The organism is Tepidanaerobacter sp. EBM-38, from assembly GCA_001896545.1.
In the GTDB taxonomy this organism is placed as follows: Bacteria; Bacillota; Thermosediminibacteria; order Thermosediminibacterales; family Tepidanaerobacteraceae; genus Tepidanaerobacter.
Genome location: MPOT01000061.1, coordinates 1 through 22422, shown reverse-complemented (window position 1 = coordinate 22422; position 22422 = coordinate 1). Strand labels below are relative to the sequence as shown.

17 protein-coding genes are annotated in these 22422 nt (G+C 39.7%); 1 reads left to right on the top strand and 16 read right to left on the bottom strand.

Translation table 11 applies throughout. The features are described from left to right. Window positions 1-23 precede the first annotated feature (23 nt). The 10 genes from rpoB to BUC45_RS07365 form a co-directional block, all read right to left on the bottom strand. On the bottom strand, window positions 24-3731 hold the full coding sequence (rpoB, locus tag BUC45_RS07405; protein WP_296971306.1) for a DNA-directed RNA polymerase subunit beta: 3708 nt from the start codon (window positions 3729-3731) through the stop codon (window positions 24-26). 202 nt (window positions 3732-3933) lie between these two features. Further along, window positions 3934-4854 (bottom strand): Ppx/GppA phosphatase family protein, encoded by a 921-nt coding sequence (locus BUC45_RS07400; protein ID WP_296971304.1) that lies wholly within the window; start codon window positions 4852-4854, stop codon window positions 3934-3936. An 88-nt stretch (window positions 4855-4942) separates the two neighbouring features. After that, complete coding sequence (locus tag BUC45_RS07395) at window positions 4943-5338, bottom strand: S1 RNA-binding domain-containing protein (RefSeq protein WP_296971302.1); 396 nt, start codon at window positions 5336-5338, stop codon at window positions 4943-4945. A gap of 78 nt (window positions 5339-5416) precedes the next feature. Then, complete coding sequence (locus BUC45_RS07390) at window positions 5417-5704, bottom strand: septum formation initiator family protein (RefSeq protein ID WP_296971301.1); 288 nt, start codon at window positions 5702-5704, stop codon at window positions 5417-5419. 63 nt (window positions 5705-5767) lie between these two features. After that, window positions 5768-6205 (bottom strand): spore cortex biosynthesis protein YabQ, encoded by a 438-nt coding sequence (yabQ, locus tag BUC45_RS12000; protein WP_366749927.1) that lies wholly within the window; start codon window positions 6203-6205, stop codon window positions 5768-5770. Window positions 6206-6226: 21 nt separating this feature from the next. Beyond that, window positions 6227-6502, bottom strand: a complete 276-nt coding sequence (gene yabP, locus BUC45_RS07385) for a sporulation protein YabP (RefSeq protein ID WP_296971299.1) — start codon at window positions 6500-6502, stop codon at window positions 6227-6229. A 64-nt stretch (window positions 6503-6566) separates the two neighbouring features. Further along, window positions 6567-7538 (bottom strand): SpoIID/LytB domain-containing protein, encoded by a 972-nt coding sequence (locus BUC45_RS07380; protein WP_296971297.1) that lies wholly within the window; start codon window positions 7536-7538, stop codon window positions 6567-6569. Window positions 7539-7721: 183 nt separating this feature from the next. Further along, window positions 7722-7997 (bottom strand): HU family DNA-binding protein, encoded by a 276-nt coding sequence (locus BUC45_RS07375; protein WP_296971295.1) that lies wholly within the window; start codon window positions 7995-7997, stop codon window positions 7722-7724. 80 nt (window positions 7998-8077) lie between these two features. Next, window positions 8078-8866 (bottom strand): nucleoside triphosphate pyrophosphohydrolase, encoded by a 789-nt coding sequence (gene mazG / locus BUC45_RS07370; protein ID WP_296971293.1) that lies wholly within the window; start codon window positions 8864-8866, stop codon window positions 8078-8080. A 6-nt stretch (window positions 8867-8872) separates the two neighbouring features. Beyond that, complete coding sequence (locus BUC45_RS07365) at window positions 8873-10477, bottom strand: polysaccharide biosynthesis protein (protein ID WP_296971292.1); 1605 nt, start codon at window positions 10475-10477, stop codon at window positions 8873-8875. A gap of 257 nt (window positions 10478-10734) precedes the next feature. Between BUC45_RS07365 and pckA the strand changes: the two genes are divergently transcribed. Then, window positions 10735-12342: a phosphoenolpyruvate carboxykinase (ATP) gene (gene pckA, locus BUC45_RS07360; protein WP_296971290.1), complete on the top strand. Its 1608-nt coding sequence runs from the start codon at window positions 10735-10737 to the stop codon at window positions 12340-12342. Window positions 12343-12407: 65 nt separating this feature from the next. Here pckA and spoVT read toward each other — a convergent pair whose 3' ends face one another. The 6 genes from spoVT to BUC45_RS07330 form a co-directional block, all read right to left on the bottom strand. After that, the gene (spoVT, locus tag BUC45_RS07355; RefSeq protein ID WP_296971288.1) at window positions 12408-12968 is read right to left on the bottom strand and encodes a stage V sporulation protein T; all 561 of its coding nucleotides are present in this window, start codon (window positions 12966-12968) and stop codon (window positions 12408-12410) included. 92 nt (window positions 12969-13060) lie between these two features. Further along, entirely contained in the window at window positions 13061-14023 is a 963-nt protein-coding gene (locus tag BUC45_RS07350) for a peptidylprolyl isomerase (RefSeq protein ID WP_296971286.1), read from the bottom strand. A gap of 39 nt (window positions 14024-14062) precedes the next feature. Continuing rightward, window positions 14063-17599, bottom strand: a complete 3537-nt coding sequence (mfd, locus tag BUC45_RS07345; protein WP_296971284.1) for a transcription-repair coupling factor — start codon at window positions 17597-17599, stop codon at window positions 14063-14065. A gap of 260 nt (window positions 17600-17859) precedes the next feature. Next, on the bottom strand, window positions 17860-19584 hold the full coding sequence (locus BUC45_RS07340; protein WP_296971282.1) for a DNA methyltransferase: 1725 nt from the start codon (window positions 19582-19584) through the stop codon (window positions 17860-17862). A gap of 23 nt (window positions 19585-19607) precedes the next feature. Next, window positions 19608-20186 carry a hypothetical protein gene (locus BUC45_RS07335; protein ID WP_213974882.1) on the bottom strand — a complete coding sequence of 193 codons (579 nt, stop codon included), beginning with the start codon at window positions 20184-20186 and terminating at the stop codon, window positions 19608-19610. 130 nt (window positions 20187-20316) lie between these two features. Then, the gene (locus tag BUC45_RS07330) at window positions 20317-21834 is read right to left on the bottom strand and encodes an MATE family efflux transporter (RefSeq protein ID WP_296971281.1); all 1518 of its coding nucleotides are present in this window, start codon (window positions 21832-21834) and stop codon (window positions 20317-20319) included. Window positions 21835-22422 lie beyond the last annotated feature (588 nt).

Genomic DNA, 22422 nt, shown 5'->3' with positions numbered 1-22422 from the left:
CCCTTCACAACTTGGTTGGGGCTTTAAATATTATCTAATTCTTCTTCATCTACATCTTTATCCACTTCATCAAGGTCAACCAATTCTTCTTCAATATCTGCTAAGTCTATATCTTCGTCATCTATATCTATATCCTCTTCTTTGTCATCATAATCATTATAAATAATGTCATCTTCATCACTTTCATCTGCATCGTCCGAGTCTGAGTCTTTATCATTGCCTTTATTTCTGCCAGGCTTTTCTTCAGCCTCCAAGCCCTCTAAGTTTACCTCTAGAGGCGTTTCTTCTTCATCTTCGTCATCGTCTTCCTTGATTTGTATTTCTCCTGCATCTTCAGACAAAATCTTTACATCAAGGGCCAAGGATTGAAGCTCTTTTATTAAAACCTTAAACGATTCGGGTATCCCCGGTTCAGGCACGTTTTCTCCTTTAACTATAGCCTCATATGTTTTTACGCGGCCTAGAACATCGTCAGACTTTACCGTGAGCATCTCCTGCAAAGTATAGCTGGCACCATAAGCTTCCAATGCCCATACTTCCATTTCTCCAAATCTCTGACCGCCAAACTGAGCTTTACCTCCCAGTGGCTGCTGAGTAACCAGGGAGTAAGGGCCTGTAGAGCGAGCATGAATTTTATCATCGACCAGGTGAGCTAATTTGAGCATATACATATAACCCACCGTCACCCGGCGATCAAACGGGATACCTGTCCGACCATCCCGCAGCTCAACTTTGCCGTCTTCTGAGACATTGGCTTTTTTAAGCGTACTTAGTATCTCGCTTTCTTCAGCGCCATCAAATACCGGTGTAGCTACATACCAACCAAGGGCTTTGGCTGCCCACCCTAAATGAGTTTCCAGCACCTGACCGATGTTCATGCGTGAAGGAACGCCAAGCGGATTTAGGACTATATCTACGGGAGTCCCGTCAGGCAAGAAAGGCATATCCTCTGCAGGCATAATTCGCGAAATAACACCTTTATTACCATGGCGGCCCGCCATCTTATCACCTTCGGATATTTTCCTCTTCTGTGCTATATAGACCCTTACCAGTTCATTTACGCCGGGAGAAAGCTCGTCATTATTTTCACGGGTAAATATTTTTACATCAACTACAATACCGTATTCCCCGTGAGGAACCCTAAGTGAGGTATCCCTTACTTCTCGAGCCTTTTCCCCAAAAATAGCCCTAAGTAATCGCTCTTCGGCAGTAAGTTCGGTTTCACCCTTAGGGGTAACTTTGCCTACTAGAATATCACCTGCTTGGACTTCTGCGCCAATCCTGATGATTCCCCGATCATCCAAATCCTTTAAGGCGTCTTCACCAACATTGGGAATGTCCCTTGTAATCTCCTCAGGGCCCAATTTAGTGTCGCGGGCTTCGGCTTCATACTGCTCTATGTGAATTGAAGTAAATACATCATCTTTTACAAGCCGTTCAGAAAGTAATATGGCGTCTTCATAATTGTAGCCTTCCCAAGGCATAAATGCTACCAAAACGTTGCGACCTAAGGCCAGTTCGCCATGATCGGTAGATGGACCGTCTGCTATAGGCTGTCCTTTTGCCACTCTTTCGCCTTTTTTTACAATTGGCCTTTGGTTGATGCAAGTTCCCTGGTTGGATCTTATGAATTTATGAACTTTGTACACATCCAAGCTGCCGTCACTATCTCGACGCACCACAATTTCCCGGCCTGTAACCCTTTCCACAACACCGCTGTTTCGTGCGAGAATCATTACACCGGAATCCATGGCAACCTTATGCTCAATACCTGTACCTACAAACGGTGCCTCAGTTATCAACAGCGGAACTGCCTGCCGCTGCATGTTAGAACCCATCAGAGCACGGTTGGCATCATCATGCTCAAGAAAAGGAATCAGCGCAGTTGCCACTGATACCAGCTGTTTCGGAGACACGTCCATGTAATCCACATCTTCGGCAGGAACCACAATTGTTTCATCCGCATACCTTGCAACAATTCTTTTTTGCACAAATCTTCCCTCTTCATCCAGGGGGGCATTAGCTTGTGCTATTATAAACGCATCCTCTTCATCTGCGGTAAGATAATCGATTTCATCAGTAACCACACACCGTTCCTTATCAACTCTGCGATAAGGGGTTTCGATAAATCCATACTTATTTACCCTGGCATATGTACTTAAGGAACCGATTAAACCGATATTAGGACCTTCAGGAGTTTCTATAGGACACATACGCCCATAGTGAGAATGGTGAACGTCACGGACTTCAAAGCCCGCTCTGTCCCTGCTTAATCCCCCTGGTCCCAGTGCGCTAAGCCTACGCTTGTGCGTCAATTCCGCAAGAGGGTTTGTCTGATCCATGAACTGAGAAAGCTGGCTGCTGCCAAAAAACTCTTTGATAGAAGCAACTACAGGTCGTATGTTTATGAGGCCTTGAGGTGTAATAGTATCCACGTCTTGGATAGTCATGCGTTCCTTGACTACTCTCTCCATCCTTGCAAGGCCAATACGGAATTGATTTTGCAAAAGTTCGCCTACCGAACGCAGGCGCCGATTGCCCAAGTGATCAATATCATCAATGCTTCCAATCTTATGAGGAAGATTTACAAAATAATTCACAGAAGCTATAATATCCTCAACTGTTATATGCTTTTCCGTCCTATTCCCTTCAGGGCCCGGTTCTTGGGAATACCCATTGCTGACTATCTTGACAACCTTAGGATGATATTCGCCCTGCATTCTGGATTCCGACCGGTCTGGGGGTATTTCTACTTTTAGTTCTTTAATTTTGAGGGATTCAAGCAATTCTGCCGTCTTGCGGCTAATCTTATCACCTTTTTTAAGGATGATTTCACCCGTTTCAGGGTTTTCCACATTTTCAGCACTTATTTTACCTATGATGCGATCCCTTAGCCGCAGTTTTTTATTAAACTTATATCGGCCCACATGCGCCAAGTCATATCGTTTTGAATCAAAAAACAGTGACTCAAGCAGTGATCTGGCATTTTCAACCGTAGGTGGTTCACCCGGTCGAAGTCTTTTATAAATTTCGATAAGGGCTTCGTTCTGATTTTCTGTATTATCCTTTTCAAATGTGCGCAAGATTTTTTCATCTTCCCCCATGAGCTCCAATATCTGGGCGTTAGTTCCATACCCTAAAGCCCTGAGTAATACAGTAACAGGCATTTTGCGAGTCCTGTCGACACGGACATACAAGACTTCATTGGAGTCCATTTCCAGTTCAAGCCATGCCCCTCTGTTCGGGATTATGGTTCCGGAAAATAGCTCTCGACCGTTTTTATCCCGCTGACTGCTAAAATAGACCCCCGGGGAACGAACAAGCTGACTTACAATGACACGTTCCGCACCATTAATAATAAATGTGCCGTTTTCGGTCATAAGGGGAAAATCCCCCATAAAAACCTCTTGTTCCTTCACTTCGCCGGTTTCTTTGTTTATCAGCCGAACTTTAACCTTGAGAGGAACGGCATAAGTTACATCTCTTTCCCGGCACTCATCTTCTGAGTATTTTGGGGTAGTTTCAAGTTTGTGATCAATAAATTCCAATACTAGATTGCCTGTAAAATCTTCAATAGGTGAAATGTCTCGAAAAACCTCTCCAAGACCTTCATCGAGGAACCATTGATATGAATCCCTTTGAATTTCAATTAAATCAGGCATCTCCATAACTTCATTGATTTTTGAATAGCTCCATCGGGTGCGATCACCTATGGAAATAGGCTTAACCAAGTTTCCCTCACCCCTTTTTTATAAGTAAAAATAGCCAAAAGCTGTAACACTATCTTGCTTTTGGTTTTAGGCAAAAATATCTATTATACTATCTCCTAAAACAGGAAACATTATACAATTATATAGAAAAATAAATATTGGCATAGTTTTTGCTTACGATTATGCAGTTTATTATGATACCATATTTTTTCAACTATGTCAATTAATTATCGCAAAGATTTTTTAGTAGATAGCCTTCCATTATATCTGTTTCGCTCGTTATAATTTGGGTAATATGAAGGTCCTCCATTATAGTCTTGGCGATTAAAACCCCGGCCGTAATAATATCGGCCCGCTGTGGCTGAAGACCTTTAAGCTTGCATCTTTCATCCGCTGTCAGAGATAATAATTTTGAAAAAATATCATCCACAGTCCTCTTATTAAGTATGTAACCGTGTACCTTTTTTATATCATAAATTTCAAGCTCCTGCGCCATAGCCGAAAGTGTTGTTAATGTTCCCCCAACTCCTATAGTTGTAATAACATGATTCATATGAAATTGATTAAAATATCCGGCAAAGCCGCCCAAAAGTCGGCTAATGGCACTATGAGCTTCAACAACATCATCAAAACCCGGCGGGTCGGATTTAAAATACCTTTGAGTCCAACGCACTGCACCTATTGGCAAGCTTTCACTTTTTTCTATCTTGCTCTCGCCTAAAATCAGCTCTGTTGAATTTCCTCCGATATCTACAACCAAAGTCATCCCATGCTGCTTAATGCCTGCTTTTGCCCCTAGAAAGGATAAAAGAGCCTCTTCTTGACCTGATAGAATCTTAATATTAAGGCCAATCTGTTTTGCACTGTTTAAAAAATCATTGCTGTTCTTTGCTTCGCGAAGGGCACTTGTGCCAAAAGCCAGAATCCTTTCACTCTGTAGGGATTTTGCCTTATTTTGAAAATATATAAGAACTGATAAGGTATCAATCATTGATTTCTCATCAAGCCGTTGGTTTTGGATAACTCCGCGACCCAAGCGTGTTGTTGCAAGCTCCCGATGCACAGGAACCACAGAACCGTTCACCACATCTGCTACCAAAAGCCTTATTGAATTGGAACCTAAATCTATCACTGCATCTCTCATAATTTAACTTCCCCTTAAGAAATTTAAAATCCAGGGAATAACCCCTGGATAGTTTTTCTTTTAAAAATATGACTTAAAATAAATTCATTTATAATATTTTCCTTCTTCCATATGACCCTGAACCGCGTTTAGCTTCATTGTTCTTCTTAATATCAAGAAGTCTCTCCTCGCTGTCCTTTAAAAATTTAGACAGCTTATCCTCAAAACTAAGATCATTCTGCTTAGGCTTTCTATAACTGTTATTAGAAGTTTCCTTGGTCTTGCGAATCGAAAGACTGACTTTTCCATCTGAAGAAATTGATATAACCTTTACCTTTACGATGTCATTTTCTTTTAGAAAATCATTGACATCCTTTACAAAACTATCAGCTACCTCAGAAATATGGACAAGTCCAGTAATCCCCTCAGAAATTTCCACAAAAGCCCCAAATTTAGTAATCCCCGTTACTCTTCCCTCTAAGATTTGGCCTACCTCAACAGGCATACTTAAAAAATTCCTCCTTTGAATCTCTTCGATACTGTCAATTATACTTTAACTTTTCAAATTCGTCAATAAAAAAACTCATTCTTTTGGATTTTCAACACCTTTATATATGTATTCTCCAGGTTTTACTAGTCCTAACTCGTCACGAGCAACTCTTTCAATATACTCGTCGGTATGTAGAAGGCTTATCTCCTCTTCAAGCTCTTTTCTTTGCTCTGTCACCTCTTTCATTCTGGCTTTTAGCTGCGTTTCCTGCTGTGCTAACTTAGCAATTTTACACTGTTGCATTACTAAGGTAGATGTAACATATATTAAAAAAAGCAAGAATAGTAAGTGACGGATTTTGAATTTCTTTTTGCCTTTCATGCTCATCAAACCTTCCAACTATTCTTATATTTACACTTCGATGAAAATTCCCAAAGTCCTGCATTATTTCCGCTTTGTTTTTAAAAAAATTCGCCTAGCATCTGAGTATATCCTGCCGACAATTCGGAAAAGCTTGCATTTATATATTCTATTTATAGATGATAACATCTTTCGAAAGATTATGCTTGCCAAAATATCTAATTCAACAAAAAAATAAATTACATATCGACTTATAAAATGAAGATAAAAAGACAATCCTGCCACAATGCCCAAAAAAATGTATCCGCGGACTTGGCCTGAACTTACATTTAAAAGTGATGTAAACGTAATAATTGTTATGATTGCCCAAAAACACAAATCCCCGAAGACCGTAAGATAACGTCCGGGGGAAAGCAAATTTCTTATTCGCCGATATATATCAAATAATAGTCCTGTAACTAGTCCTATAATTAACGAAGTCATCATGAGTATGACTTGTGGTCTTATCTCCCAAAGGCTCAATTAAATCATCCCCTGCCGACTTTATTTTAATAAACGGCTGAGCAAACTTTTATCTTTTTGGCCGGAAGTAGAACCCTCATGATAAGTCATAGACTTAACCAAGCCTTCTATAGCAATTATACCGGCATCTAAATTAAGTTGTTTCATATACATCTTTTCACCTTTGATGTTAAGCATCCCTTGGTCGGTTTCCAGCATTATATCTTCATCGGTAAATTTTTCGACATTAATTACACCATCAATATCCAGTGACTCTCTATTTGTCAACACTATTTTGTGACGAGTCTTCTCTTCCACGATAAAAACCCTCCCTTTTATTAAGTTCTTCCATTAATTTTATTCGAGAGGGTTTAAAAATATGTTATTTCCACAGTTTTACAATATTTATGTCTTTAAAATAATATTGTATTATCTCCTCAGGCTTTTTCCCCTGTTTGGCCATAACATTTGCACCCCATTGGGATAAACCTACGCCATGGCCAAAACCTTTGCCTGCCATAAACACATTGTCTCCTTCCGCCTTGAAGCTTGTTAAAAGAGTCGACCTCATATCCATGCTCCCAAGAGCAATGCGCAGTTCCGGAGCCGATACCGTAGCATTTCCTATCTTAAGATATGTTGCCCTGCCAGAAGGTCCTCGCTTAGCCACGCTAACACTGTTGATGGGCCCGGTTTCTAAACCCAGTTTATCTCTGATTGCGGAGCTTACTTTGTCTTTTGAAAACGAGGCTGACCAAGTTCTTTTGCCTATGGGCCCTACATCGGAATCCGGTGATTTTGTCACTTTTATATACGGTGGCTCGGCCTCTTTGAAATTCAAGCCCTCTTTAGCAGTAGCAGTAAGTCCTCCTGCATGGGAGTGAAACCATGCCTTGATATAATCACCTTTATATGTGGCCACCTCACCTCGCGTCATATTTACGGCCTTTATTACTCTGTCGTTTATATTTTCAGGATTCCATGCCTGTGCTTCTTCAAAATCTGTGGAAATATCGGCATTGCCATATTTTGAACCGCCCTTGTCCGATATAAATTCAAGTACATAAGTTCTAGCTAAAATAGCTTGAGCAGCAAGGGCCTCTATGGGCCAATAATTTTCCATTTCACCTGCTACTACACCTGCCACATAATCCTCCAATTTCATCTCCTTAACACTTTTGCTCTGAATATCATATACTCTAAGTAAAGGTTCTTTCCCCTCTCCACGGCTTATTTTGTCAGGAATTTTAGGTGCAGCAGGTTTTTTACTAGAGCCGGGTTTCTTAGCACAGCCTCCGGTATAGATTACAAGCAATACCAATACCATCGCCAGAACCATCCGCTTCTTATACATATAAAACCTCCTTGAAATTTTTAATTTCCATGGTTTTCTTGTGTATTTATATTGTACCTTTTTGTATATTGAAAATTTCGGTTTACTTTATATCTTTAGTATGGTTATTTAAAAAATAAATAATCCCTTCTGGGACATAAAAAAAGCAGGCCTGTACAGGCCTACTTTTTTAAAGGGATACTTTTAGTTATTAATGCTGTCTTTCAAAGCTTTACCCGCCTTAAAAGCTGGAATACTGGCTGCGGGTATATCAATTTCTTCGCCGGTTTGAGGATTACGACCCTTCCTTGAACTCCTCTCTCTGACTTCAAATGTTCCAAATCCAACTAATTGGACTTTGTCCCTTTTCATGAGAGCTTCTTCGACTGATTCGATGAAGGCATTAAGGGCTTTCTCAGAATCCTTCTTCGTTAATCCACTCTTTTCGGCCATCGCAGTAATTAGTTCGGCTTTGTTCACTAGATTCCCTCCCTGATGTTAATTAATTACATATTGGATATTCTTCACTTATTGACAAAATCCTTCTTTCTAAAGGAAATTTACGATTTTTTTTCTTGATTTTTGCTTTGCTCCCACAATGCATCCATTTCCTGTAAATTCATTTCCTGTAAACTCTTGTCGGATTTTGCCGCCTCTGTTTCAACAAAATCAAACCTGCGTATAAATTTTTTTACAGCATCATTTACAGCAAGCTCCGGTTCTACTTCTAAAAATCGAGCCACATTTACACAAGCAAAAATTAAGTCTCCCATTTCTTCTCTTATTTTGTCACTATTTCCGGTATTATATACCTCTTTAAGTTCTTCTAATTCCTCATAAACCTTATCAAATGCGCCCTTTACATCATCCCAGTCAAAACCTACTCTGGCAGCTTTCTCCTGGACCTTGAAGGCCTTCATCAGGGCTGGAAGGGTTTTAGGAAGATTCATCATACTCTGGGCTTCGGTCTTCATATCCTTTTCTTCACGCTTTATTTCTTCCCAATTTTTCAGAACCTCCTCTGTTCCCTCCACCGTAATATCTCCAAAGATATGTGGATGCCGTCGGACCATCTTGTTGCAAACACCGTTGATAACATCGCCTATATCAAAATCTCCTCTTTCCTGAGCTAGACGGCTGTGAAAAACTATTTGCAGTAGAAGATCGCCGAGTTCTTCAATAAGATCATCTTTATTATTTCTATCAATAGCATCTATTACTTCATAGGCTTCTTCAATAAGAAAAGGCTTAAGCGTTTCGTGTGTTTGGGACTTGTCCCAAGGACAACCTGGATTTCCCCTAAGTTTTGCCATTATATCTACTAAATCATCCAATGTACGTTTTGCCAATTAATTTTACCCCCTAAAAACTCCAAATTTGCTCAAAAGCATGACTAGCCGCTGACCGCCTGGCAAAAGCTCTAAGTCCTTTTTCTTAATACCGCCAATGGCAATCAAGACTATGGAATATATTGCAGCTCCTAAAGCTATCGCCAAAATCGTTGCTTTATTTTGTGTAAGGCCGAAGGCCATGAACTTGCCATGGGCCAAGTAAACACCGACACCCATTAGGCCGGCGGCAAAGGCAGGTTTAATCACCATGTAATTCAAATCTATGCCTAAACCGGTCCAGCTAACAACTGCCGTATAATTTAAAATAGACGGCACTAAATAACCTATCACCGTTCCCAGGGCAGCACCTTTTATATTGATAGAAGGAATCCCCGTGAGAAAGTAATTAATAGAAATTTTAATAGCGGCACCAATCAACATATTTTTTACCGGAATCATGGTTTTGCCTATACCCTGAAGTATTCCTGTCGTGGTTTGTGTAAGAGCTAAAAATATAACTCCCCAAGAAAGAATTTCTAATGAAACTCCAGCCTCAACATTATTGTAAAGCAGTATTGTTATTGGTTTTGCCAACACATACATGCCCACTGCCGACGGCAAGCCGAAAATTACGCTCATTCTCATGCCTGTTTCAGCTCTTTCGGCAACCATCGGCCGGTTTTTTAAAACAACAGCCTCTGAAATGGCGGGCACCAAACTGGCTGAAAGCGCAGTAGTTACAACGACAGGTAAATTTATTAGTGGAACCGCCATACCCGTTAATTGCCCAAAAAGCTCAGTTGCACGCTTGACGGAAAATCCGGCATCCTGCAGCCGGCTGCTAACAATGGCCGCATCCGCCATGCTCATAATAGGACTGATAAGCCCGCCCAGTGTTATCGGAACGGCAAACCAAAATAATCGGTTTATGATATGCGCAAAGCTTTCCAAATTTCCGCCTTCATCAAGATGGACCTTTTTAATCAAGGATCTCTTCCTGTTATAATACACCATAACAAGGACTATAAGACCTACAACCGCTCCTACCACCGGTCCGAAAGCAGCTCCTGCAGCAGCATATTCCACTCCGTAAGGCAGTAGTAAATCCGCAAGTATAAATACCGCTACCACTCGACCTATTTGCTCAACTATTTGAGATATGGCCGATGGCGTCATATCTTGCAGGCCTTGAAAAAACCCTCTGAAGCACGACATTATGGAAACAAAAAATATCGCAGGTGCAATGCTTATAATAGGATAAAAAGCTTTGGGATTTTTATAGACTTCTACTGCCAACCACTCGGCTCCGAAAGCTAAAACAATGGTCAGGCAAATCCCCACTCCAGCAAGCACTGCCATAGAAACTATGAATATTCTATAAGCATTTTTAAACCTGCCAAGTGCCACATCTTCTGATACCATTTTAGATATTGCCGTAGGAAGACCCGCAGTAGAAATTGACAGCAATATCAAATATATAGGATAAGCCATTTGATAAAGGCCCATCCCCTCATCTTTTATTAAACGCGCTAAGGGGATTCGATACATAGCCCCTAGTACTTTTACAACAAATCCTGCAGCCGCTAAGATTAAAGCACCCTTTAAAAAAGAATCCTTTTTTTCCGTCAAAAAAAATCCGCCTTTCATTTGAATTCCTTATTATTATATTCTATTCCGGGCAGGTCGGCAATATTTATCGGAAACATTACAATTCGTTTCGTATACAGGTACACCGTTTCTTTCGGTAAAATTCACCAAAAGTTATAATATCATGGAGCTATCCTCGTTTTATCGCTGAATTTGGCAAATTAAACACTAGTAAGGTTATTAAAAATGTTATATAATAGACTTTAATTATATTTTTTTAGGAATTGGAGGTCTAACTAATGGATAAACTAGCTTCCGTAGGTCTTTATAACACTAAAAATGTTTACAAAAATCTATCAGTTGCACGCCTAGTTGAAGAGGCGTTAGAGAGGGAGGAAGGTTTTTTAACTGCAAGCGGTGCCTTCAACGTTTACACCGGAAAATATACAGGTCGCTCACCTAATGACAAATTTATAGTTGACGAGCCTTCTGTTCATGACAAAATATGGTGGGGAAATAATAAGCCTATTGACGAAGAGCATTTCGAGAGTATATTGAAACGGCTTTTAGCATATCTTCAAAATCGTGATATCTTCGTATTTGATGGTTTTGCAGGTGCCGACCCCAAATACCGGCTGCCCATTCGAGTAATTAATGAGTTTGCCTATCAGAATCTTTTCTGTCGCCAACTTTTCATCGTTCCAACAGAAGATGAGCTTGCAACCCATGAACCGGGATTTACCGTCATATGTGCTCCGGGCTTTAAAGCAAATCCCAAAACCGATAAGGTAAACTCAGAAGCCTTTATAATAATCAGTTTTGAAAAGAAGTTGGTTATTATCGGCGGCAGTCAGTATGCAGGTGAAATCAAAAAATCTATATTCTCAGTAATGAATTATCTAATGCCGGAGGCAGGTGTGCTTTCCATGCACTGCTCCGCAAATGTGGGAAAAGACGGGTCTACCGCATTGTTTTTTGGATTATCCGGCACAGGAAAAACTACCCTTTCTGCAGACCCAAATCGCTTTCTTATAGGCGATGATGAGCACGGGTGGAGTGATGACGGAATCTTCAACTTTGAAGGCGGCTGTTATGCCAAATGTATTAATCTTACTAGAGAAAAGGAACCTCAAATTTATGATGCTATAAAATTCGGTTCCGTATTAGAAAATGTCGTAGTCAACGAGCAAACAAGGATTCCTGATTATGATAGCGATAAAATTACAGAAAATACCAGAGCCGCTTATCCGGTAGAATATATTCCAGGTGCTGTAATCCCCGGTGTGGGAGGCCATCCTAAAACAGTGGTATTTTTAACAGCTGACGCTTTCGGAGTGCTGCCTCCTATAGCAAAATTAAGCAGGGAGCAGGCCATGTACTACTTTATTTCAGGTTATACCAGCAAACTGGCCGGCACTGAGCGAGGAATCACTGAACCTCAGGCTACCTTTTCTTCCTGTTTTGGATCACCGTTTTTGCCGCTTTCACCGATGGTTTATGCTAAACTACTGGGAGAAAAAATTGAAAAACACAATTCCAATGTATTTCTAGTGAATACCGGTTGGACTGGTGGGGCATATGGCACAGGCAAGCGTATGAATCTTGAATATACACGCGCCATGATAAATGCAGCCTTGGACGGCAAATTAGATTCAGTAGAATATAAGCCGGATCCCATCTTTGGTTTAATGATACCCAAATCCTGCCCAGGTGTTCCAACTGAAATCTTAAATCCCAAAAATACTTGGAAGGATAAAGCTGCCTATGATGCAACGGCCGTTAAGCTTGCGGAAAGTTTTACAAAGAATATTGCAAAATTCTCCGGTATTGCTCCTGAGGTAATAGCAGCAGGGCCTCAAAATAAAGGCAAAAATTGTCCTGACATCAATGAAAAAACTGCCAGCTAAAATATTTTGGTTAACCATAATATCATTATTTACAATAAAAAAATAGCAGCACAGCTGCTATTTTTTTATTGCTCCATTTGTTTTGCTAGAAATCCCGCCGCTGTTTCGGCTATCTTAACTTCCATTTCTCCCATACTTATATTTGAGTCCTTGGATAAAAGTATAACTGCACCTATAGGATCGCCTTCGGCAATAATTGGACAAATTACCTGGCTTGAGTATTTGATTTTGCCTTCATCCTCATCTATGGTAATTCGCACATAATCCTTCTCACTGGTTTTTGGTATAAGGACGGTTTTACGTTCATCCATAATCTTTTCAAGAGCAGGGCTTATGGACTTTTCCATATACTCCTTTTTTGGTGCTCCGGCAACGGCTATAATTGCATCTCTGTCTGAAATACAAATGATATGATTTACAGAATCATGAAGTGAGTCAGCATATTCTCTGGCAAAATCGCCTAACTCCCCAATTGGAGAATACTTTTTTAGTATTACTTCCCCTTCCCGATCCGTAAATATCTCAAGAGGGTCGCCTTCGCGAATTCTGAGGGTCCGACGAATTTCCTTAGGTATTACTACCCTGCCGAGATCATCTATGCGCCGAACAATTCCTGTTGCCTTCAAGTAATTCCCTCCTCACATTTTCTGGTTTTTCTTTCACATATAGTATATAACATATATGGCGGTTCTATTCATTGAAGGCAACCTATGATTTTTTATAAATATTTTTCTATTTTCGATTGCTTTTTCCATTCATCAAGATATTTATTGAACTCTTCTTCTTTTTTGGTGTTTTCTAAATTAGACTTTATATAGTCTTTAGCATCATCAAAGCTCAAAGATGTCCTTTCTCCGGTAACTTTGATTATATGGTAGCCGAATGTAGTTTTAACAACATCACTTATCTCTCCTGGCTTTAATGCAAAAGCTGCTTTTTCGAATTCGGGATCCATCTTGCCTTTAGAAAAGTAACCCAAATCTCCTCCTAGTTCTTTAGAACCGGGGTCTTTGGAATAATCCTTTGCCAGAGCAGCAAAATCTGCTCCTGCTTTAATTTCTGCCAAAATCTTTTTTGCCTCATTTTCCGTATCGACTAAAATATGGCTTGCACGTATTTCCGGTGCCGGCAGCTCAAACATAGTTTTATTATCTTCATAGAATTTTTTAACTTCTTCGTCAGTAACCTTAATATCCGATGTTAATTTTTCTTTAAATTGACTTATCACAAGCTGTTCCTTTACTAATTTTTCAAAAGAACTTCTATTCAATCCCTGTTGCTCCAGATATTTATCTAAAGCATCCTTGCCTCCGTGATACTGCTCTAAGTCACTTATAGCCTGTTCAAACTCTTCTTCACTTAATGTAATATTATCCTTTTCCGCTTGCTGCAATATCAATTGGTCACTTATCATAGATTCCAATACTTTTTCCTTAATCTCCTTTAATACCTTCTTGCCTTCATCTGTTGAAAAATCTTGGCCATTGGCTTCTAGTGCACTTTTGACCTGAGAAACCTGACGGTCATAATCGGATTTTAGAATTAATTCATCATTGACCTTGGCAATGACCTCCTTGCCGTCAATGATTTTACCCTGTGTCTCAACTTTTTCTACATTTTGGCATCCTGCCATAGCTATAGCACATATTAATAAAAGAATCGAAATTTTAATCGTCCTCATAAAATCCACCTCATCTTTCATTGCTTAAAATTTATTTTATTATACTACACTGCATAATTCCTGCATAGACTTTAACTCTTCCAAAATCTTCTGTAGACGCAGTAAAAGTTTTATACCTCCACTGTTTCTGGTTTTGACCGCAATTGTGGGAATCTTTGTTCCTATGATATTTACCTGGCTGCCAATCACCGTTTTTATCCGCAGCAGCATCTCGGGCGTCAATTTGTTGCTATCGTGAAATTTTATGTTAATAATATCGCCCTGCTGTATAATGCTGGCTATCCTAAGCTTAGCCGCCAAAACTCTAATACGCGATATCATAATTAAGTTTCTTGTAGGTTCCGGAATGTCACCAAACCTGTCTTCAACTTCTTCCTCCAAATCATCTACTTCTTCCAGGGTATCCACCGATGCAATTCGACGGTAAATTTCCATCTTTAATGCAGGTTTGCTTATATACTTATCGGAAATATAGGCATTAACATCAAGTTCTAATACAGGCCTTATTTCCTCTTCCTCCTTCTCGCCTTTTAGTTCCTTTACCGCTGCTGCCAGCAGTTTAGTGTAAAGATCATATCCTATTGCCATCATGTGACCATGTTGCTCAGCCCCCAGAATATTGCCGGCTCCGCGAATTTCCAAATCCTTTAAAGCTATTTTAAATCCTGAACCGAATTCCGTAAACTCACGAATTGCAGAAAGCCGTTTTTCTGCCGCCTCGCTTAATACTTTATCTTTTTTATAAGTCAAATAGGCAAAGGCTTGTCGATTAGACCTGCCCACTCGGCCTCGCAATTGATACAGTTGCGAAAGCCCTAATCTGTCTGCCGAAGTGACAATTAAGGTATTTACATTGGGTATATCAAGCCCGCTCTCTATAATAGTGGTACATACCAAAACATCATAATCATGTTCATAAAATCCCAGCATTACTTCTTCCAATTCATCCTCATTCATCTGACCGTGAGCTACTGCAATGCGAGCTTCGGGCACAAGCCGTTTAAGTTTTTGTGCCTCTTCGTGAATGGTCTGCACTCTGTTATAAACATAGTAGACTTGTCCTTCACGTGAAAGTTCACGCATTATCGCATCCCTGATAAGTGATTCATTATGTTCCACCACATATGTTTGAATCGGAAATCTGTCTTCCGGTGGAGTTTCTATTATACTCATATCCCTTAAGCCACTCATGGCCATATGCAATGTTCTGGGTATAGGGGTAGCCGTAAGCGTGAGCACATCAACATTTTTCTTGAGTTGTTTTATTTTTTCTTTGTGAGATACCCCAAAGCGCTGCTCTTCATCCACTATCAGAAGACCCAAATCCTTAAATTTTATATCTTTTTGCAATAACCTGTGAGTCCCGATAATTATGTCGATTTCTCCGGTTTTCAGTTTCGTTAAAATATGTTTTTGCTCAGTCGGCGATTTGAATCGGCTGATAGATTCTATTTTTACAGGAAAGGGTTTGAATCGCTCAGCAAATGTATGAAAATGCTGTTCGGCCAAAATAGTAGTAGGAACCAGCACTGCTACTTGTTTACCGTCCATTACTGCTTTAAAAGCCGCCCTCATAGCAACCTCGGTCTTGCCATATCCCACATCTCCGCAAAGCAGTCGGTCCATAGGTTTTGGACTTTCCATATCACGTTTTACTTCTTCAATGGCGGCAAGTTGGTCAGGAGTTTCTTCATATGGGAACATGTCCTGAAACTCCTTCTGCCAAGGAGAATCGGCTGAAAATGCAAAACCGCTCACAGACTCCCTTGTTGCATATAATTTTATTAATTCCTCGGCCATTTGTTTTATTGAATCCTTAGCTTTGCTTTTGGCCTTATTCCACTCATTACCGCCCAGTTTGTGAAGTTTTGGGGGTGTATCATCCGCACCTACATATTTTTGTATTAAATCCACTTGGTTTGTAGGAACATAGAGTTTATCTCCTCCGGCATACATTAATGTAAAATAATCCTTTATATGCCCCCCTACTTCCAGCGATTCAATACCAAGGTATTTCCCAATGCCATGGGTTATATGAACCACATAATCTCCTACGTCAAGCTCATTAAAATCTGTGATCCGTTTACCCTTTGCTTTAGGTCTTGACTTGGTTTGCCGCTTTTTTGGCCTTCCATATATCTCCGAATCCGAAAAAATAGCCAGTCTTATATTAGGATTGTCAAAACCATGCTCTAATGAACCCGGCATTACTACTACTTGGCCTGGCTGTAAAGGTCCGTCTTCATCGCTATATATGCTAACTTCAATATCTTTTTCTCTCAGGCTTTTAGACAAATACTCCGCTCTCTCCTCAGTGCCGGAAAGCAGCACTATTCTGTAATTTCTGCGCTTTAGCCTTAAGATTTCTTCCACTGCTAAATCCAATTTTCCGTAAAAAGACGGAATTGATTGGAACTGAAAAGAATATAACTTACGAGATTCAAACTCCGGATGTATTTTAGGCAACATGGAAAAATAAACCGTTCTTTGCTGTTTTAATATGTCCAGCATCTCAAAAGGACTACAGTAAATATTAGCCTGAGATGCCAGAATTTCACCTCTTTCCAAGAGTCCTTTATAAGTTTCTTGCACTTCGTAGGCAGCATTTTTCTGAGTTTCCAAAATTCTGCCCGGTTCTACCAATACTGATATTAGCCTGTTTTCAAAGTAATCTAATATCGTACAAAGTCGAGGATATAAATGTGAGATATAGAGTTCTGCAGACTCAAAAAAAAGTCCATTGGATAGTTTCCCAATATGTTCCTCAACTTTTTCCGCAAGATGTTCGGCAAGTTCCGGATGTCCTAGAGAATTTAACAAATTCTGCCTCTGCTTTAATTCTTCTGCTATAGCAATTGCAGCAGCTTTTGCCGTATCCTCATCATAAACTACTTCCCTGGCAGGACCTACAAATATTTTCTCGAGCTTATCAATCGAGCGCTGGTCTTCCGTAAGGAACTTTCGTATAGAATCAATCTCATCATCAAAAAATTCTAAGCGGTAAGGATATTCTTGAGTGAGCGGATAAATGTCAAGAATTCCGCCTCGAACGGCAAATTGACCTTGAGCCTCAATCATTTCCACTCGTTCGTAGCCCATGGCTGATAGCTTTGATACAATATCATCCATTGCAATTATATCCCCAACTTTAAGCTCTAAAGTGAATTTTTTCACAATATCCGGTGACACCACTTTTGTAAGCAGCGCTTGAATAGGGGCAACCACTACCATGGGTTTTTTCATCAATAAATTTTCCATTACCTTCAACCGTTTTGCCGTAAACTCCGGACTTCGTGCAGCTGTTTCATATGGCAAAACAGAACTTGCTGGAAACACAGCGACCTCATCGGCACTTAAAAAAAACAAGAGGTCTTCCGCAAGCTTCTTAGCTTCCAGCGAGTCGGCAGTAACTACCAATATCTGTGGGACTGCCCTGTTCTTTAATGCAGCTATAAGGTAGGCCCGCTGAGAGTCTGAAACCCCATAAGCAAATAAATGCGACATACCGCGGCTTAGGTCTTTTACCAATTTTTGAAATTCCGCTATCTCTTCGGTGGTTTTTAAAAGCTGTTTCATCAATATACTCCTGTTGAAATAAAAATAATAATTTTCAGTTAAATACTAAAAAGCCCTTTTCCTTCTTTTAGCAAGGGCTGCTCGTTAACTTGCATTTATTATAACCTAACTAAGTGACTATATCAATAAAAGATTCAAGGATAAAATTACATCTATAACGTTGTTTTATTCAAACTTGGAAATATCAGAACATCTTATTACTTTATATTATTAATAACGTATGCTATATGTTGACCATAAATTTAAAAAAAGTAGTTTTTTTAAGTTGAATCATTTATTTGATAAAAAATGCTATTGTTTTCCTTTATTCTTTCAAAATTCGGTTCCTGTTTTAGGACTTGATCCACGAATTCTATATCGAAAGCTGTTTCTTTAAAATCCTCGTCTTGATATTGACAATCCGGGGCTTTGCATATCAACCCGCCATAAACCAAATTTATCCACCTGATTACAGCTGTTTCATAAACTTCTGTAAGCGATGCTCGCTCATTTTTAGATAAAAAGTCTGCAGCGCTTTCGATAATTATTTTTCTCATATCAAGGCATTTTTCAGTGTCAGCATCATTTATCATATGGTAGCTGGCAGCTTTAGGTTTTCTAAAATTCAAAATAAGATCTCTCTTTAACGATTTGCCAGACCATGATTGAACAAATGAATAACCCACCGGGTCTTGCGGCACTATATTTGCTATTTCAAAACCCGATACTTGGCATGCCTTTAAAAGAGCTGCCCAGATTCTTGTATCCCTATTGTTAAAGGTTATTGAAAGCCACCGGCCGGGTTTCATAACACGATAAATCTCACAAAATGCCTCGGTAAGCATTTTTTCAAAACTGTTTTCCTTTTTACCTTGAAAATCGTTAACTGTTATCTCATCTGCGATAAATTCATGGCTCATATCAAGCCACGAACGCCAAAGATATGTAAGCTCAAAATACTGAATACTCCCTCCATAGGGCGGATCCGTAAAACAATAATCTATGCTTTCATCTGGAATGTCGGAGAGGTTTTGTGCCTTAGTGTTTAATTTCATAAAAGTTTTGCCATTTAAAAGGCCATCGAAGTTTTCTGTCTGATTAAAATAATCACCTATAAGCCTGTTGGTTTCCTTTTTCCCTTGACAAACGCCCCAATGCCAATTGACTCGGTTTTCGAATCTATCCCAGACATTTTCCTCAATCCAGTCGTCCATGCAATAATAAGAATTTGCTGACATTGGCCTTAAGGTTTCGCTCTTGAGTTTACTGACATGAAGCAGAGTATTGGAAAATGCTAGGAGCATAAGCTCTCTTATGTCTTCATCCATGATTTTCTGTATTTCATGATATATAAGTGAAAGGGCGATTAAATTACGATGTGTAAAAAGTTGATCAACGGTGTTAATACCGGCTTTTTTGAGCCTCATGGTTTCACGCCCGTTGGGAAATGTATTTTGTGGAACCCAGTATGGTATTTTACGGCTTTCTACAGTTTCTATAAATGCCTTTTCTTCAGGCAAAAGCAATCTTCGTATATGGCCGCTTCGTCCGTGCCCTTTGCTGCATCTTGCTTCAACAATCCAATGGTCTTTAAGAGAAGGACCGCGAACTACATGTTTTGAATAAAGCGGTGCACCACATTCCGGACAAGGTTCGGCTAGACGGTACATGTCCATAATATCACTCTTAAGCTTCACTTTAATTTTTATAAATTCTTCATCAAACTTCTTTAAATCTACAGGTGAGCGGCATGTGTTTCCGGCAATAAATACGGCCATAGGATTTAAATCATTGATCACCGCTTTCCTTCGATGTATCAACGCTTCACACCCTACTACACCACTGCCGCAGAAAGGGTCCAGCACGATTTCCCCTTCCCTTGTAAAATGTTTTATGTACTCAGCCACCACATACCATGGTTTAGCCGCCCAGTACTTGTGCATCTTGTATCGTGCACAGTCTTTTCGAGGTGGGACGGCATAGTCTATCGGTGCTTTAATGCTCATGACTCCATCTCCATTGTAACTATTTAATACAGCCATGCGGTAGGAATAAGAAAAAACCATGGAGCTGTCAAAATTCCCACTGCAAGTCCTAAGCCGCGAGCTTCATCCGCACTGAGATTGAGCCTTTTTTTCCCGACACGGCGATGATGCTTATAAATTAAAAAGCCTACTAATAAAGTAACTAAAATATGCATAAGACCGCTGACAAAATTTGACCAAACAAAGTATGTATCTATATACTTAGCGAGGCGGGCCGTTTCTAACAAGCCCACCATCAACATCCCGCCTAAGAAATCAGCAAAATATCCGAAAAGTGCGGCTCTGAAAGAATATCTCAAAACCATTCGGTTATCTATCTGCGGCTGAGTCGTTTTTTCACTGCCAAAAGCTCTGAAACAATATATCTTAGGATTATTGAGCTTTTTATGTTTTTTTAGATACAGCCAAATAACGGCTGCATCAATTACAAAATTTACAACAAAAACAATGGGAATACGAGCCGGAATAAAGGGAAATACCCATATAGGGAATATAAGATTATAAAGTATAGTCCCGCTTTTTGGAGAAGCGTTATCACATTTGTCTTCTTCAAATAGGGTCATGAAAAATGCCTCCAAAAAATATCCAATCATTATGTTCTTTAGAGTAAGCTCTTGCAGATTTTGGGAATTAGCTCCTATTCAATGCTCACTTCTTCACAAGAGCAATTCTGATACGACTAATTGCGTTAAACTATGCCATAGCCTGCTTCCACTGGCCGCCCGAAAATCTCTTGATTGCAAGCAGCATTCTCACTAACATATCTGCCGCAACGGCAATCCATGCTCCTATTAATGCCATTTCAAGCACGTCTGCCAATAAATAGCCTAATACAAGGCGAATACCCCAAACACCTATTGCGCTTATATACATGGTGTATTTTGTATCTCCTGCCCCACGTAAAGCTCCTGCTAAAATAAAATAAACTGCAGTAAAAGGTTGAGAGATTGCCAAAATTTTTAAAGCACTTGCACCCATCGACATTACTTGTGCATCTCTTGTAAAGATTTCTATGGCATACTTGCCAAATGAGAAGAAGATTAGCCCAACTAAAGACATTACGCATACGCTAATAATTGTTGACTGATGAGTTACTTCTTCTGACAGCTCAGACTTATTTGCACCTAAACCCTGTCCTACCAGCGTAGTAGTTGCCATTTGAAATGCCATAACAGGCACAAGTCCAAGGCCTTCAATATTTATTGCTATTTGGTGTGCAGCAAACATTATAGTGCCAAATCCTGCAATCAAGCGTGCAAACAGCAGAGCACCGCCCCTCATAATCAGCTGTTCTACCGCTGCCGGGATACCAATATCCAAAACATCTCGAATTATATTAGGTTCAATTCGATATGAATCGTGAACCGATATATGAATAAATTTATCTCTTCTATATACTGCATGAAGTGTAATAATAAATGCTATCATTCTTGAAAGCGATGTAGCTACTGCAGCACCTGCCACTTCCCACCGAGGAAATCCAAGTTTTCCATTGATAAGCACCCAATTACCAAATAAATTAACAATATTTGCTACCATGTTCGAAATCATCGGCGTTACCATATCGCCCGCACCCCTTAATGAGGCCGCAAGCACCATATTGCCTACGGTAAATATGGTTCCTGCCATGATTATCTGCAAATAAATTGTCCCAGGTGCAATTGTGTCAACATCAGCTCCCATTAAGCGTATAATGCTGCCGGAAGCAGGAATTCCCACTGCCGTTATAACAGCTCCCATAATCAATACAATTACAAAAGACTGCCGTGTGACACGGCAAGCATAATCCCTGTCACCTGCTCCAGCTGCTCGTGCAACAAGAGCAGTTGTCCCAACTACCAATGCACTAAACACCGAAAAAATAAGCATTGTCGGCTGAGCAGCTAACCCTGTAGCTGCAATGGCCCACGGTCCTAAGACGCCAACCTGAATCATATCTATCATCTGCACCAACATCATAAGGCCGAACTCAACCAGGGCAGGTAAAGCTAATTTAAGTATTGCTCTGCGTATCTCGGCAGATGTTTGTGCCTGCAGGAATGATGGGGCAGCATCTTTACTGCTGCTTGATGACGATACCGCAAAGTCCGAATTATTCAATTTTGTTTCTTCATTTTCATAAGTTTCGTTTATACCGGAGTCATCAATATTATTACACTCACCGTTTGGAGCAAAAACCCCGCGTAATCCTTTTGCTTCGAATAATGACATATTTTGAAACACCTCCCGGAAACTATAAAATAAAATTATAGTATATAACTCTGCAATAGAAGAACATTTTACGCACTATACACATGCTATCCGAAACATGTCAGAAATCATATAACTTTTTCTGACACACGGGATAAAATTGCCCTCATAAGCAGAAAATATATATACTATATACTTTATCATTTTACAGTACAAATATTCTTGTGTCAAATAATATCTTCAACATGACTTTCCGCATTTTTTTCTAAATCATAGATAAATTAATACCTTTAACGTTGATTCTACCGTAGAAAGTAAATTTTAGCCCAGAAATGTCAATATATTGTTTTAGATTTAATAAAAACGCTATATGTTGACCATCGATTTGAGAAAACAGGGTTTTTACATTAGAATCAACGTTTAATATATAAACAGCAAATAAAATACTACAAGCCAATTGCAATTTATAGACTCGCATAAATGTGTTTTATTTTTTTGCGGAAACTCAAAATATCTTCAAACAAAACCTGCCATTTTGTAAATTAATGTAACTATTCAGAGGTCTGTCATTCTGATGTATACTGCTGTCATTCTTCCATATACCGCTGT